Raw genomic sequence first — 14357 nt, 5'->3', positions numbered from 1 at the left:
AGCGGTTGCACGATCGAATGGGAGGTAACCGGTGAACCGAGCGCTCACCGTCGATGACCTGGTCCTGGCCGGAATCGCCCTCGCGGCGGGCCTGCTGCTGGCGTTCCTGTCCCGGGGGATGCTGCGCTGGCTGGCCAGGCACGCGAAGCGGACCCGCTGGAGCGGTGACGACGTCATCGTGGACGCGCTGCGCACGGTGGTCCCGTGGGCGGCGCTCGCGGGCGGCGCGGCGGCCGCGGCGGCGGTGCTGCCGCTGACGAGGACGGTCCAGCACCACACCGACCAGTTCCTGAAGGTGCTGCTCATCTTCGCGGTGACGGTGTCGGCGGCGCGGGTGATCGCCGGGCTGGTGCAGTCGGTCACCCAGTCCCGCTCCGGGGTCGCCGGCTCAGCCACAATCTTCGTGAACATCACCCGGGTGCTGGTGCTGGCGATCGGCTTCCTGGTGATGCTCCAGACGCTGGGCATCTCGATAGCACCGCTGCTCACCGCCCTGGGCGTGGGCGGTCTCGCGGTCGCCCTCGCCCTCCAGGACACCCTCGCCAATCTCTTCGCGGGCATCCACATCCTCGCCTCCAAGACCGTCCAGCCGGGCGACTACATCCAGCTGAGCAGCGGCGAGGAGGGCTACGTCGTGGACATCAACTGGCGCCAGACCACCGTCCGTCAGCTCTCCAACAACCTGGTGGTCATCCCCAACGGCCAGCTGGCGAAGACCAACATGACCAACTACACCCGTCCCGAGCAGCAGTTGACGGTCCTGGTGCAGGTGGGTGTGGGCTACGACAGCGACCTGGACCACGTGGAGCGGGTCACGCACGAGGTGATCGCCGAGACCATGACCGAGATCACCGGCGCGGTCCCGGACCACGAACCCGCCATCCGTTTCCACACGTTCGGCGACTCCCGGATCGGCTTCACGGTGATCCTCGGTGTCGGCGAGTTCAGCGACCAGTTCCGGATCAAGCACGAGTTCGTCAAGCGCCTGCACCGCCGCTACCGCGAGGAGGGCATCCGCATACCGGCGCCGGCCCGCACGGTGGCGCTCCAGCAGGGGGCCGTGGTGATCCCGCAGCAGCGCACCGCCGGGGAGGTACCGGTCACCGACTAGCCCCCTTGGCCCCCTGCCGGTCGCGTCTACAGCGTGGCCGAGTTGTCGTGCCGGTGGCCGCCCCGCAGGCTGTGCGGGGTGGCCGGGGCCGGGGTCACCGGGGTGACCGTCCAGTCGGGGTGGCCGGGCATGCGCGGGGTCGTCGTGCCGTAGAGCCAGTCGCGGAGGAAGCCCGCCCGGTCCTGGCCGGTGACCTCGGTGGCCACCGCGATGTAGTCCTCCGTCGAGGCGGAGCGGCGCCGGAAGCGGTCCAGGAAGGTGCGCTCGACGGTGCCGAAGGCGTCCTCGCCGACCAGCTCGCGGAAGGCGTAGAGGACCAGGACGCCGCCGAGGTAGCGCTGGCTGTCGAAGAGGTCGGCCTCGTTCGGGGCGGCCACCGGGCCGGAGTCGTGGCGCCACTGGTCGCCGCGGGCGTAGGTGTCCTTCATCCGGGCCTCCATGGAGGTGAGGCCGATCGAGTCCGGCCAGCCGCGCTCGTAGCGGTAGAGCAGCCCGTAGAAGTCGGCGTGGCCCTCGTTGAGCCAGAGGTCGGCCCAGGTGGCGGGCGAGACCAGGTTGCCGAAGTAGGAGTGGACCAGCTCGTGCATCATGTGCGAGCCGATCTTCGGCTCCGCCTGGAGCAGGAAGTTCGGCTTGTACAGGGTCAGCGTCTGGGTCTCCAGCCCGGTGAAGTCGAAGGCGTCCGGGTCGTCGGAGTTGCAGGGCAGCAGGCCGTAGGTCTCGAACGGGAAGGCGGTGCCGAGCCGGTCCTCCAGCCAGGCGACCTGGCCCGGGGTGAGGGCGAGCGCCGGTTCCAGGGCGGCGGCACGGGCCGTGGGGACGACGTCCCGCAGCGGCAGGCCGTGCGGGCCCGGCCGGTCCTTGATCACGTAGTCGCCGACGGTGATCTGGACGAGTTCGGTGGCGATCGGCGAGCGGGAGCGGTACGAGTACGCGGTCCGGTCGCCCGGGAGGTTCTCCACGCAGGTGAGCAGGCCGTTCGCGACCGCGCGCAGGCCGCTCGGGACGGTGAGGCGGAAGGTGAAGTCGGCCTTGTCCGAGGGGTGGTCGTTGCACGGGAAGACGGTGTGCGCGGAGTTGGGCTGCGGGCAGATCGCGAAGCCGTCGGGGGTGGGCACCCAGGCGGTGTGCGGGAGGGTGCGGCGCGGGTCGGCCGTGTAGGTCACGCACACGGTGACGTCGTCGCGCTCGCGCAGCGGGCGGGCGGGGGTGATCCGCAGTTTCTCGTCCACCTGCTCGAAGGCGGCTTCCCGGCCGTCCACGCGTACGGCGGACACGTCCAGGCCGAGTGCGTCCAGGGAGAGGCGGGACAGGTCCTGGGTGGTGCGGATCCGCAGGGTCGCGGTGGCGTCCGCCAGGCGGGTCGTGGCGTCGTAGGCGAGGTCGAGGTCGTAGGCCCGGACCCGGTAGCCGCCGTTGCCGAGGGCCGGGTAGACGGGGTCGCCGAGGGTCTCCGGGCCCGGTGCCGGCGTGCCGCCCCCGGTCCTCGCGCCGCCGCTTTTCTCCCCCGCGGAGAAGGGACGCGCGAGGGCCGGGGCCCCCGTGGCCAGTACGGTCGCCGTGCCGAGCAGGGCGGCCGCCGGGGCCGTGACTCTGGTGCGATATCTCATGGTCCGCTTTCGCTCGGGCGGCCGGTTGGTCGGTCCGGCCGTCGGTCGATGGTGGCTCGTTCGTCTTGACCACCCTTTTGACCGATCCGGTTGCCCGTCGTATGACAACCGGACAAGCGGATCTTCCGAGACGCGGACCCCTGTCGAGCCGGACCCGGTCACGAGATATCTTGATGTCGAGCAATGTTGCAGACGTGGAGCGGAGCACCCGGTGACTGACTCGACCATCATCTACACCTACACAGACGAGGCCCCGGCCCTCGCGACGCACTCGTTCCTGCCGGTGATCCAGGCGTACGCCTCGCAGGCCGGTGTCGCCGTGGACACCCGCGACATCTCGCTGGCCGGGCGCATCATCGCCCACTTCCCGGAGTACCTGAACGAGGACCAGCGCATCCCGGACGCCCTGGCCGAGCTGGGCGACCTGGCCAAGACGCCCGAGGCCAACATCGTCAAGCTGCCGAACATCTCGGCGTCCATCCCGCAGCTGAAGGCCGCCGTCGCCGAGCTCCAGGGCAAGGGCTACGCGCTGCCGGACTACCCGGACGACCCGAAGACCGACGAGGAGCGCGACATCCGCGCCCGCTACGACAAGGTCAAGGGTTCCGCCGTGAACCCGGTCCTGCGGGAGGGCAACTCGGACCGCCGCGCCCCCGCCTCGGTCAAGAACTACGCCAAGACCCACCCGCACCGCATGGGCGCCTGGACCTCCGAGTCCAGGACCAACGTGGTGACCATGGGCGAGAACGACTTCCGCTCCACCGAGAAGTCCGCGGTGATCTCCGAGGCCGGCAAGCTGAAGATCGAGCTGGTCGCCGAGGACGGCACCACCACCGTCCTCAAGGAGTCCGTACCGGTCCTCGCCGGCGAGGTCGTCGACGCCTCCGTGCTGCACGTCGCGCAGCTCAACGACTTCCTGGCCGCGCAGGTCGCCCGCGCCAAGGAAGAGGGCGTGCTCTTCTCGGTGCACCTCAAGGCCACGATGATGAAGGTCTCCGACCCGATCATCTTCGGCCACGTGGTGCGCGTGTTCTTCCCGAAGACGTTCGCGAAGTACGGCGAGACGCTCAAGTCGGCCGGGCTGTCCCCGAACGACGGTCTGGGCGGCATCCTGAAGGGCCTGGAGAGCCTGCCCGAGGGCGCCGAGATCAAGGCCTCCTTCGACGCCGAGATCGCCGAGGGCCCGGCCCTCGCGATGGTCGACTCCGACAAGGGCATCACCAACCTGCACGTGCCGTCCGACGTCATCATCGACGCCTCGATGCCGGCCATGATCCGCACCTCCGGCCACATGTGGGGCCCGGACGGCCAGGAGGCCGACACCCTCGCGGTCATCCCGGACTCCTCCTACGCCGGTGTCTACCAGGCCGTGATCGAGGACTGCCGGGCCAACGGCGCCTTCGACCCGTCCACCATGGGCTCGGTCCCGAACGTGGGCCTGATGGCGCAGAAGGCGGAGGAGTACGGCTCCCACGACAAGACCTTCGAGATCGCCACCGCCGGCACGGTCCGCCTGGTCGACGCGGCCGGCAACGTCGTGATCGAGCAGCCGGTCGCCGCCGGCGACATCTTCCGCGCCTGCCAGACCAAGGACGCGCCCGTCAAGGACTGGGTGAAGCTGGCCGTCACCCGCGCCCGCGCCACCGGCGACCCGGCCGTCTTCTGGCTGGACGAGGGCCGCGCCCACGACGCGCAGCTGATCGCCAAGGTCGAGCAGTACCTGGCCGAGCACGACACCGAGGGCCTGGACATCCGGATCCTCTCCCCCGTCGAGGCCACCAAGCTGTCCGTGGAGCGCATCCGCCGCGGCGAGAACACCATCTCCGTCACCGGCAACGTGCTCCGTGACTACCTGACCGACCTCTTCCCGATCCTGGAGCTGGGCACCAGCGCCAAGATGCTGTCGGTCGTCCCGCTGATGGCGGGCGGCGGCCTGTTCGAGACGGGCGCCGGCGGTTCCGCGCCGAAGCACGTCCAGCAGCTGGTCAAGGAGAACTACCTGCGCTGGGACTCCCTCGGCGAGTTCTTCGCGCTCGTTCCCTCCTTCGAGCAGTACGCCGACTTCACCGGCAACACCCGCGCCAAGGTCCTCGCCGACACCCTCGACCGCGCCACGGCGACCTTCCTCGACGAGGACAAGTCCCCGACCCGTCGCGTCGGCGGCATCGACAACCGCGGCAGCCACTTCTACCTGTCCCTGTACTGGGCGCAGGAGCTGGCCAGGCAGACCGACGACGCCGAGCTGGCGAAGGCGTTCGCCCCGCTCGCCGAGACGCTCTCCGCCAACGAGCAGACGATCGTCGACGAGCTGCTCGCCGTGCAGGGCTCCCCGGCCGACATCGGCGGCTACTACCAGCCGGAGAAGGCCAAGGCGGACGCGGTCATGCGCCCGTCGGCCACCTGGAACGCGGCCCTCGCGGCCCTCTAGGCCCGCCCGGCCCTCCGGGCCGCCTCGTCACAGTCTCCGCCCCGGCAGGCATCCCGCCCGCCGGGGCGGAGCCGTCTCCGGACCCGTGCCGCCCTGCCTCGATTCCGGCGGCCCGCGGCCCGGTCAGCGTCCGGCGGGGCCGTCGCCGCGGAACGCCCCGGCCACCACGGGGACCAGCTGCCGCTCGATCCGCCCGGCGGGCATGGCGGCCAGTTCGGCGCCGATGGGGGCCAGCGCCAGCCAGTTCAGCATGCCGGCGGCACAGCGGGTACGGAAGATCAGCTCCTGCTCGTCGACCCCGGGGAGGTTCGCCGTCAGCACCCGGAGGGCCTCGCGGCGGCTCCGGTCGAACTTGCCGGTCAGCCGCTCCCACCCCTCGGGCGGATCGATGCCGACGCGCGCCACGGTCCGCATCATCGCCAGATCCTGTCCGCCGGCCGCCAGCGCCCGCATCATCGGCCGGGCGAAGGCCTCGGCCAGGTCCTGGAGCGTCGAGCTCGGGCCGAGCGGACCGAGTGCCTGGATCTGCGCGTCCAGATACTGTTCCAGCGCGTGCTCTATCGCGGAGTTGCACAGCGCCTTCAGCGACCCGAAGTGGTAGCTCACGGCGGCGACGTTGGCCCCGGCGCGTTCCGTGATCTCGCGGAGTGTCACGCCCTCCTGACCTCGCTGCGCGAGCAACTCCAGGGCGGCCGTCTGCAGGCCTTCCCGCGTGCGCTGACCGGCCTCCCGGCGCAGGTCCGTCTTTTCCGACCGTGTCATGGAATGTAATCAAGCATACGTTTGACTACATTGTCAACAGCCTCACCTCCCCCCGGCGGCCGCACACGGCCAATCAATTCAAACAGTCGCTTGACAGTCCACATCGCCGTTCATAAGGTTAAGCGAGCGTTTGAATTACTAATGGCGCACCCGAGCCGACCTGGAGGAATCCGAGATGAAGCTGCTCAGCCGGAAGTCGATCACCGCCGCGACCGCAGTGGCCGTCCTGGGCGGACTGTCCATCGCCGCCGCCCCGTCACAGGCCGCGAGCCCCGCCCACCGGAGCACGGCGGCCCACAGCAGTACGGGGGTCCCTGATCTGACCCCCCGCCAGCTGGCGGAGCTGCCGCTCACCAACCGCCACCTCACCAGGCACGAGAGGCAGAACCTCGCCGTCGTCCTGCGCGACTACTACGTGGCCGAGGGAAGCCACATAGACGTCCCGACCTTCGTCAGCAGCTTCACCGAGGACGGCGTCTTCAACGACGTGGTCGGCGGCCAGACCTACCAGGGCGAAGCCCTCGGCGCCGTCCTGCCCTACATGAAAGGCCTCTTCTCCGACGTCCACCGCGACCTCAGGCGCATCACCGTCAACGGCGACGTGATCAGCATCGAGCTGTCCATCCAGGGCACGTTCGACGGACAACTCCAGTCACCGGCGGGCGTCGTCAAGGGCAACGGCCACAAGGTCGACGCCCCGACCGCCGACTTCTGGTACCTGCGCAACGGCAAGGTCGAGAAGTTCGACTGCTTCGTCGGGTACTCCAAGATGTACTCCGACATGGGCGTGAACTGGGACTGGGCCTCGGCCGTCGGCAACCACTGAGCGACTGTCCGGCGGGGGTGGGGGGGGGGGGGGGCGGGCCCCCCCCCCCCCCCCCGCCGGCCCCCGATGTGACACCGTGATCCCGTCCTTCGCGCCGCCACGGACCACACCCCCGGAGCCGCCCGTGTCCCAGCCGTCCTACGCACTCCTGCCCGGCGCCGACGAGTCGCCGGTCATCCTTCATGTCCCGCACTCCGGGCGGGCGATCCCGGCCGGCGTCCGGACCGGCATCGTGCTCGACGATGCCGCGCTGGAGCGGGAGCTGGACCACATCACGGACGCGCACACCGCCGAGATCGCCGAGGCGGCGGCCGGGCTCGCCGGAGTGCCCCCCTGGCGGTTCGTCAACCGGCTGTCGCGGCTGGTGGTGGATCCGGAGCGGTTCCCGGACGAGCGGGAGGAGATGCTCGCCGTCGGGATGGGGGCCGTGTACACGCGGACCACGCATCAGGGCGTGCTGCGCGACGGGTCGTACGACCCCGGGCCGCTGGTCGAGCGGTACTTCCGGCCGTACGCGCGGGCGATGACCGAGGCCGTCGCCGGGCGGCTGGCCGCGACCGGGCGGGCCGTGGTGATCGACGTGCACTCCTACCCGAGCCGGGCGCTGCCCTACGAACTGCACGGGGCGGGGCCGCGGCCGCCCGTCTGCCTGGGCACGGACGCCTTCCACACGCCGGCCGAACTGACGGAGGCCGCCCGCAAGGCCTTCGCGGAATGCGGGGAGACGGAACTGGACACCCCGTTCGGCGGGACCTACGTACCGCTGGAGTTCCACGGCACGGACCCGCGGGTCACCGCGCTGATGGTGGAGATCCGGCGCGACCTCTACATGACCGAGCCCGGCGGTCCGGCCGGCTCGGGGACGGACCGGCTCGCCGCCGCCCTCGCCGCGCTCGTGGACGCCGCCGGGCGCTGACCCTCCGGCTGGAGCACTCCGGCAGGACACGGGGGGAGGCCCGTACCACCGTGGAGCCATGACCACGGAGATCACCGCGCCCACCGCGGCCACGGAGCCGGCCGCGCCCACGGCGACGGGGCCGCTTCCGCCCGTCCGCGAGGCCGGGCCTCCGGTGCGGGACTGGCCCGCGCTCGAACTGGCGGGGACGGGCTTCGACCCGGTCCTGGCCGCCCTGATGAAGGAAGGGCCGGTGACCCGGATCCGGCTGCCCCACGGCGAGGGCTGGGCATGGCTCGCGACCCGCCACGAGGACGTCAGGACCGTCACCAACGACCCGCGGTTCAGCCGGACCGAGGTCACCCGGCGCCAGGTGACCCGGCTGGCCCCGCACTTCAAGCCGCGCCCGGGCTCGCTGGCCTGGGCCGACCAGCCCGACCACAACCGGCTGCGCAAGCCGCTCGCCGGGGCCTTCACGGTCGGCGCGATGAAACGGCTGCGGCCCCGGGCACAGGAGATCCTCGACGGACTGGTCGACGGGGTCCTGCGGGACGGGCCGCCGGCCGATCTGATCGAGCGGGTCCTTGAGCCGTTCCCGATCACCGTGGTCAGCGAGGTGATGGGGGTACCGGAGGCCGACCGGGCACGGGTGCACTCCTGGACCCGGCAGATCATCTCCACCTCGGGCGGAGCCGAGGCCGCCGAGGCCGCCAAGCAGGGGCTGTACGGGTGGATCACCGAGGCGGTACGCGCGCGTGCCGACAGCGCCGGCGAGGACGTGTACTCGCTGCTCGGAAGTGCCGTGGCCCGGGGCGAGATCGGTGAGGAGGAGGCCGTGGGGCTGGCCGGCCCGCTGCAGATCGGCGGCGAGGCGGTCACCCACAACTGCGGGCAGATGCTGTTCCTGATGCTGACCCGGCCGGAGCTGATGGCGCGGATGCGGGAGCGGCCGGCGGAGCGCGGCCCGGTCCTGGACGAACTGCTGCGCTGGATCCCGCACCGCAGCACGGTCGGGCTCGCCCGGATCGCCCTGGAGGACGCCGAGCTGAGCGACGGCACCCGGATCGCGGCCGGCGATCCGGTGTACGTCTCCTACCTGGCCGCCAACCGCGACCCGGCCGTCTTCCCCGACCCGGACCGCATCGACCCGGACCGCGAACCCGGCGCGCACCTCGCCTTCGGCCACGGCACGCACTACTGCACGGGCGCCGTCCTGGCCCGGCTGCAGACCGAACTGCTGGTCGACACCCTCCTCGACCGGCTGCCGGGGCTACGGCTCGCGGTGCCGGCCGAGGGTGTGGAATGGCGCCGGAAGACGATGATCCGGGGGCCGCGGACGCTGCCGGTGGGCTGGTGACGGGGGGGGCGGGGCGGCTACGGGAGACCAGTGCAGTGCTATGTCACATACCACCAGCGGTGGTATGTGACATAGCACTGCGCCTCACGCCCGCAGCCACTCCGTCACGATCACCTCCCCGCCCGTCCGCAGCCGCAGCGCGAACGGGCCCGAGGGCGGGGTGTCGCCGGCGAAGCGGCCCATGGCGTCGACCGTGAGCGGGTGCGCCGCCGCCGGGCCGCCGAGCACCTCGATGCGCGCGGACTGCGGGGGCAGCAGCTGGCCGAGCAGTCCGTCGTCGGTGACCTCGACGTCCACGGTCAGCTCGCCCGCCTGGAAGGTCAGCATGCGGGGCGGGTCCTCGACACCCCTCACCGGGATCGCGTCGACCAGGGAGTCGAAGGTCAGCTCGGCGACCCGGGCGTCCAGGTCGTGCAGCAGAAAGGCGTCCATGGCCAGTTGGAGCAGTTCGGCCGGGAGCGGGTCCAGGACGGCGGCCGCTCCGCGCAGCTCCTCCTCCAGGAGGTCCGCGTCGAAGTCGGCGTCACCCGGGAGGTCGCCCAGCGCCTCCTCGGCCGGGAACTCGTCGTCGTTCACACCGCACCCCTCGCGTCGAGCCGGGCCCGCAGCCGGCGCAGACAGCGCTGGCGCAGTGGGCCGATGCTGCCCACGGCGATGCCCAGCGCGACGGACACCTCGACATAGCTGGGCGGCGGCGAGGCCATCAGGACCCGCAGCAACTGCCTGCAGCGGTCGCCGAGTTCCTCGAACTCCTGCCACAGCAGACGGATCCGCTCCGCCTCGTCCGCCTCGTCCTCCGCGTCGATCAGGGACTGTTCGGGCGTGCGGTCCTCGCTGATCCGGTCCAGGACCTGGGGATCGTCGGTCGGCAGCAGCCGGGTCAGTCCCCGGATCACCTTCAGGCACTCGTTGCGTGCCGTGCTGGCCAGCCAGGAACCCGCCTTGTCCGGCTCCCGGATGCGGCCCAGGTGCTGGGCGAACCGGAACCACACGGTCTGGTACACCTCGTGCCCGTCGGCGTCGGAGAGCCGGTGCGCGCGCACCACGGACCACACCAGTGGGCTCAGCCCTTCCACGAGCGCCTTCCAGGCCGCCGCGTCGCCGTCGACGGCGGCCCGGACCAGCGCGCCGACCTCTGCTCGGTCCACGGTCCCACCCCTCGTGTACGGCAAGTCATGGTACGCCGTGGAGGGGAGTGTTCCGGAACTCAGGCGGTGGCAGCCAGCCGGACGACCGGGACCGGCTGCCAGCTCGCCGGGCGGAGCGCCGGTACGTGGGCCCCGCGCACCTCGGCGTAGTCCGTGATGCTCTGCAGGAGTTGGGCGCCCGCGGCGCGCGGGTCGGGCTCCTGCCCGGTGCTCATCCGGTCGGCGACGAGGCCGGCCACGATGGGGGTGGCGAACGATGTTCCGCTCCACTGTGCGAACCCTTCGAACATCACTTGGTCCGGTTTGCCGGGGCCGGTCGTCCCGGTGTCGGTCAACACGCCGGTGTGGCGCGGGTACTGGCAGGTGCAGGCATAGCTGAAGCCGAACCGGCAGGCGTCGTAGGTGGTGTGCTGGTACACGTACGGCACGGGTGCGTCGAAGCCGGCCATGGCGCCGATGAGTTGTTCACCGGGGGCGTAGACCTTGACCCAGCTGCCGTGGTTGGTGAAGCAGGCGCCGTACTCGCCGTCGCTGCGCAGCGCGCCGACCGAGAGGACCGTGTTCTCGTAGCCGGGCAGGTCGGCGCAGGCGGCGGGCCAGAAGTTGGTGGCGCTGCCGTTGTTGCCGGCGGCGGCGACGAGGAGGGTGGGCTGGTCGCGCAGGGCGTCCATGAAGGCCTCGACGGCGAGGAGTCCGTCGGCGCTGCCGTTCGGGGTGCCGGCGGAGAGGCTGATGACGTCCGGCCAGCCGTGCTGGTCGATCGCCTCGAAGAGCTTGGCGCCGAACTCGGACTCCAGGATGGCACCGGCGTCGGTCAGGGTGTTGGTGACGGTGATGTCGGTGTTGGGGGCGAGGGCGGCGATGAGTCCGGCGATGTACGTGCCGTGGCCGACGTACTGCTGGAGGATGCCGTCGGCGTCGGTCTCGGTGAGCTGCAGGTCGCCCTTGACACGGGCGAGGAGCGGGTAGGTGCGGTAGTCGTGCACCAGGCCGGTGTCCATCACCAGGACGCTGACGGCGGTCTCCGGGTCGTAGGTCCCCGTCACGGGCTGTGGGTTGGGGGTCTGGGTGAGCAGGGCGGGGAGCGGTTCGCAGGGGTTGCAGGAGTTGGCGTTTGGGGTGGTGGACACCACGTGGTTGCGGCTGACCAGGCGGCGGCCGGTGCGGCCCTCCGCCTCGCGCACGGCGCGCAGCGCGTGGCCGACGGCGGGGTCGGCGGTGCGGTCGCGGTGGTCGGGGTCGCCGACCCGGATGCGGGTGACCCCGGTGCGGTTGGTCTCCGGTCCCGCCCTGCGGACGTGGTCGGCGACCAGGCCGGCGGTGGCGGTGAAGTGGGCGCGCACGGTGTCCTCGACGACCCGGGCCTCCTCGCCGTCGCGGGCGAGGACCACCCCCTTCTCGTACAGGAACTCGGCGGCGTCGTCCGGCCCCATCGCCAGTGGAACATCCGGCATGGAGCGCTGGATCTGCTCGAACTGCTCATGGAATCGCTGAGGTGCCATGGCCTGTCTCCTCCCCCAGAAACGGCGTTCTTCAGTCAGACTCGCGAGGCCGCCGCTTGATACAGCGTCAAACCTGTGGGGCATGTATGCCCAGGCCACTACCATCCGAGGGGTGAGTGCGGGAAGCGATTCGGTTACGGAACTGCTGCCGATGGTGTTCGCCGCCCCCGGCGAGGCCCTGGCCCGGGCGGAGCACGTCCTGCGGTCCGATCCGTCGCCGCTGGACGCGTCCGTCGCCCACCAGGTCATCGGCATCTGGCAGCGGGACTTCGGGGACCTGGCGGTGGCCCTCGACCATCTGCGGCGGGCCCGGGACTGGGCGGCGCGGGCGGACTCTGCGGAGCGGGAGGCGGACGTCCTCGGCACCCTGGGGGTCGCCCTGGTGCACGCGGGGCGCACCCGGCAGGGGTTGGACGTGCTGGACCGCGGGGTGGCCCGGGGCAACGGGCACACCCGGGCGCGGGTGCTGTACCGGCGGGCGTACGCCGGGTGGGTGCTGGGCCGGCACAAGGAGGCCCTGGAGGACCTGCGGCGGGCGATACCGGTGCTGCGGCAGGCCGACGACGTCATCTGGACCGCGCGGGCGCTGAGCGTTCGGGCCACCGTGCATCTGGCGATGGGCGCGGTGGAGCGGGCCGACGCGGACTTCACCGCGGCGGAGCTGCTGTGGGAGACGACGGGCCAGGAGCACGACAAGGCGGTCGCCGTGGAGAACCGGGGCCTGGCCGCGTACCGGTCCGGCGACATCCCGGCGGCGCTCCGGCTGCTGGCCGAGGCCAAGGAGCGCTACGACGACCTGGGCACGCCCTCGTTCATGCTGTACATCGCGCGCTGCGACGTGCTGATGGCGGCCGGTCTTGCGCCGGAGGCGCTGGCCGAGGCGGATGCGGCGATCGCGGCCCTGGACCGGATCGGCGGGCAGTCCACCCGCAAGGCCGAACTGCTGCTGACCGCCGCCCGGTCCGCACTGTCGACCGGGGACGCGCAGACCGCGATCGCGCGTGCCGCGGTCGCCGTACGGCTGTTCTCGGGGCAGCGGCGGAGCTGGTGGGAGTCGCATGCGCGGCTGGTGCTGATCGAGGCGCGGGTGAAGGGCGGGGCCGCGTCGGGGCGGCTGGTGCAGGACACGGCGGCGGTGGCCGACCGGCTGGCGTCCTTCGGTGCGCCGGCCGCGCCGGAGGCCTCGCTGCTCGCCGGGCGGATCGCGCTGGCGCTGGGCTGGACGGCGGACGCGGAGCGGCATCTGGCGGTGGCGGCGCGCGGCAGGCACACCGGTCCGCCGCTGGCCCGGATGACAGGCTGGGCCGCGCAGGCGCTCCGGGCCCGGGCAGCCGGATCGGGGCGTGGTGTCCTGGAGGCGTGCCGGCGCGGCCTCGACGTCCTGGACGACCACCGGATGACGCTGGGCGCCTCGGAGCTGCGGGCCCGGGCCACCGCGCAGGGTGCCGAACTGGCCGCGCTGGCCCAGCAGGCGAGTCTCGCGCACGGCGGCCCGCGCCGCCTCCTGGAGTGGAGCGAGCGCTGGCGGGCCACGGTGCTGTCCACGCCTCCGGCCCGGCCGCCCGCGGACCCTGCCCTGCTCGCCTCGCTGACCGCGTTCCGGGAGATCGCGTCCCGCGCGGAGGAGGCCCGCCGGGAGCGTCGTCCGGTGCCTGCCCTGGAGCGTGAACAGCGGCGTCTGGAGCGGGAGATCCGCGCCCGTACGCACCACACGCGGGGTGACGCGCCGGGCGGCGGCGACCGTTTCGACCCGGCCCGGCTCCTGGACCGGCTCGGCGACGCCCGGCTGGTCGAACTCGCCGTCCTGGACGGCCGGGTGCACATCCTGCTGTGCGGTCAGGGCCGGGTGCGGCGCTTCGCGGGCGGGCTGCTGGCGGAGGCGGTCGCGGAGGCGGAGCACGTCCAGGCGGGGTTGCGGCGGCTCGCGCATCCGGGGGCGGAGGCGCGGCTGCCGGTGGTGGAGGCGGCCGGGAAGCGGCTGGAGGAGCTGCTGCTTGGCGCGGCGGCGGACCAGCTCGGCTCCGGGCCGGTGGTGATCGTCCCGCCGGGCGCGCTGCACCGGGTGCCGTGGGCCCTGTTGCCCGCTCTGCGGGAGCGGGTGCTCAGTGTGTCGCCGTCGGCGTCGAGCTGGCTGCGGGCCCGGGAGACCGAGCCGCCGCCGGGCGGCCGCCATGTGCTGGTCCGGGGGCCGGGGCTGGCGACCGGGGGTGCGGAGGTGCCCGAGGTGGCGGGCCGGTACGCGGCGGCGCGGATCCTGGAGCACGAGGAGGCGCAGGTCCCGCGGGTCCTGGAGGAGCTGGACGGCGCCGCGCTGGCGCACATCGCCGCGCACGGCACGTTCCGCGCGGACAGCCCGCTCTTCTCGTCGCTGCGGATGGCGGACGGCCCGCTGATCGTGCACGACTTCGAGCGCCTCGCCCGCAGCCCCTACCGGATCATCCTGTCCAGCTGCGACACGGCCCGTCTCGCTTCGGTGGGCGCCGATGAACTCCTCGGCCTGGTCACGGCCTTGCTGCCGTTGGGTACGGCCGGGGTGGTGGCGAGCAGCGCCCCCGTCAACGACGCGGCGGTGGTCCCGCTGATGCTGGCCCTGCACAAGGGTCTGGGCGCCGGGTTGTCGCTGGCGGAGGCGCTGCGCGATGCCCGGGCCGCCCTGCCGGGCGACGCGCTGCACCAGGCGACGGGGTGGGCGTTCGCCGCGTTCGGGGCGGCCTGAGC

11 protein-coding genes are annotated in these 14357 nt (G+C 72.4%); 6 read left to right on the top strand and 5 right to left on the bottom strand.

The window, feature by feature from the left end; genetic code table 11:
- Positions 1–31: 31 nt before the first annotated feature.
- Positions 32–1111, top strand: a complete 1080-nt coding sequence (locus ACFZB3_RS24780) for a mechanosensitive ion channel domain-containing protein (protein ID WP_391378546.1) — start codon at positions 32–34, stop codon at positions 1109–1111.
- Positions 1112–1137: 26 nt separating this feature from the next.
- On the opposite strand, the gene ACFZB3_RS24775 is transcribed toward ACFZB3_RS24780, so the two are convergent.
- On the bottom strand, positions 1138–2721 hold the full coding sequence (locus tag ACFZB3_RS24775; protein WP_391378544.1) for a M1 family aminopeptidase: 1584 nt from the start codon (positions 2719–2721) through the stop codon (positions 1138–1140).
- A 211-nt stretch (positions 2722–2932) separates the two neighbouring features.
- Between ACFZB3_RS24775 and ACFZB3_RS24770 the strand changes: the two genes are divergently transcribed.
- Positions 2933–5149, top strand: coding sequence for an NADP-dependent isocitrate dehydrogenase (locus ACFZB3_RS24770; RefSeq protein ID WP_391378541.1), 2217 nt, complete (start codon positions 2933–2935; stop codon positions 5147–5149).
- Between the two features lie 123 nt (positions 5150–5272).
- Here ACFZB3_RS24770 and ACFZB3_RS24765 read toward each other — a convergent pair whose 3' ends face one another.
- Positions 5273–5911, bottom strand: coding sequence for a TetR family transcriptional regulator (locus ACFZB3_RS24765; RefSeq protein ID WP_391378538.1), 639 nt, complete (start codon positions 5909–5911; stop codon positions 5273–5275).
- Between the two features lie 175 nt (positions 5912–6086).
- Here ACFZB3_RS24765 and ACFZB3_RS24760 point away from each other — a divergent pair, with 175 nt between their 5' ends.
- From ACFZB3_RS24760 to ACFZB3_RS24750, 3 genes are all read left to right on the top strand, one after another.
- On the top strand, positions 6087–6737 hold the full coding sequence (locus ACFZB3_RS24760) for a nuclear transport factor 2 family protein (protein ID WP_391378536.1): 651 nt from the start codon (positions 6087–6089) through the stop codon (positions 6735–6737).
- Between the two features lie 124 nt (positions 6738–6861).
- The gene (locus tag ACFZB3_RS24755; RefSeq protein ID WP_391378534.1) at positions 6862–7653 is read left to right on the top strand and encodes an N-formylglutamate amidohydrolase; all 792 of its coding nucleotides are present in this window, start codon (positions 6862–6864) and stop codon (positions 7651–7653) included.
- A gap of 58 nt (positions 7654–7711) precedes the next feature.
- Entirely contained in the window at positions 7712–8989 is a 1278-nt protein-coding gene (locus tag ACFZB3_RS24750; protein WP_391378531.1) for a cytochrome P450, read from the top strand.
- 84 nt (positions 8990–9073) lie between these two features.
- Here ACFZB3_RS24750 and ACFZB3_RS24745 read toward each other — a convergent pair whose 3' ends face one another.
- From ACFZB3_RS24745 to ACFZB3_RS24735, 3 genes are read right to left on the bottom strand one after another with little or no spacing between them, the layout of a single operon-like run.
- Positions 9074–9565 carry a hypothetical protein gene (locus tag ACFZB3_RS24745; protein ID WP_391378528.1) on the bottom strand — a complete coding sequence of 164 codons (492 nt, stop codon included), beginning with the start codon at positions 9563–9565 and terminating at the stop codon, positions 9074–9076.
- The gene (locus ACFZB3_RS24740) at positions 9562–10161 is read right to left on the bottom strand and encodes a sigma-70 family RNA polymerase sigma factor (protein ID WP_391378526.1); all 600 of its coding nucleotides are present in this window, start codon (positions 10159–10161) and stop codon (positions 9562–9564) included. Before ACFZB3_RS24740 ends, ACFZB3_RS24745 begins: the two co-directional genes overlap by 4 nt.
- A gap of 35 nt (positions 10162–10196) precedes the next feature.
- Positions 10197–11639 carry a S8 family serine peptidase gene (locus ACFZB3_RS24735; protein WP_391378524.1) on the bottom strand — a complete coding sequence of 481 codons (1443 nt, stop codon included), beginning with the start codon at positions 11637–11639 and terminating at the stop codon, positions 10197–10199.
- A 112-nt stretch (positions 11640–11751) separates the two neighbouring features.
- On the opposite strand from ACFZB3_RS24735, the gene ACFZB3_RS24730 reads away from it, so the two are divergent.
- A complete protein-coding gene (locus ACFZB3_RS24730) occupies positions 11752–14355 on the top strand; it encodes a CHAT domain-containing protein (protein WP_391378522.1) in 2604 nt (867 codons plus the stop codon).
- The last annotated feature ends 2 nt before the right edge of the window (positions 14356–14357 follow it).

This window comes from Streptomyces sp. NPDC008092 (genome assembly GCF_042957285.1).
Lineage (GTDB): Bacteria > Actinomycetota > Actinomycetes > Streptomycetales > Streptomycetaceae > Streptomyces.
This window is presented reverse-complemented; position numbering and strand designations above follow the sequence as displayed.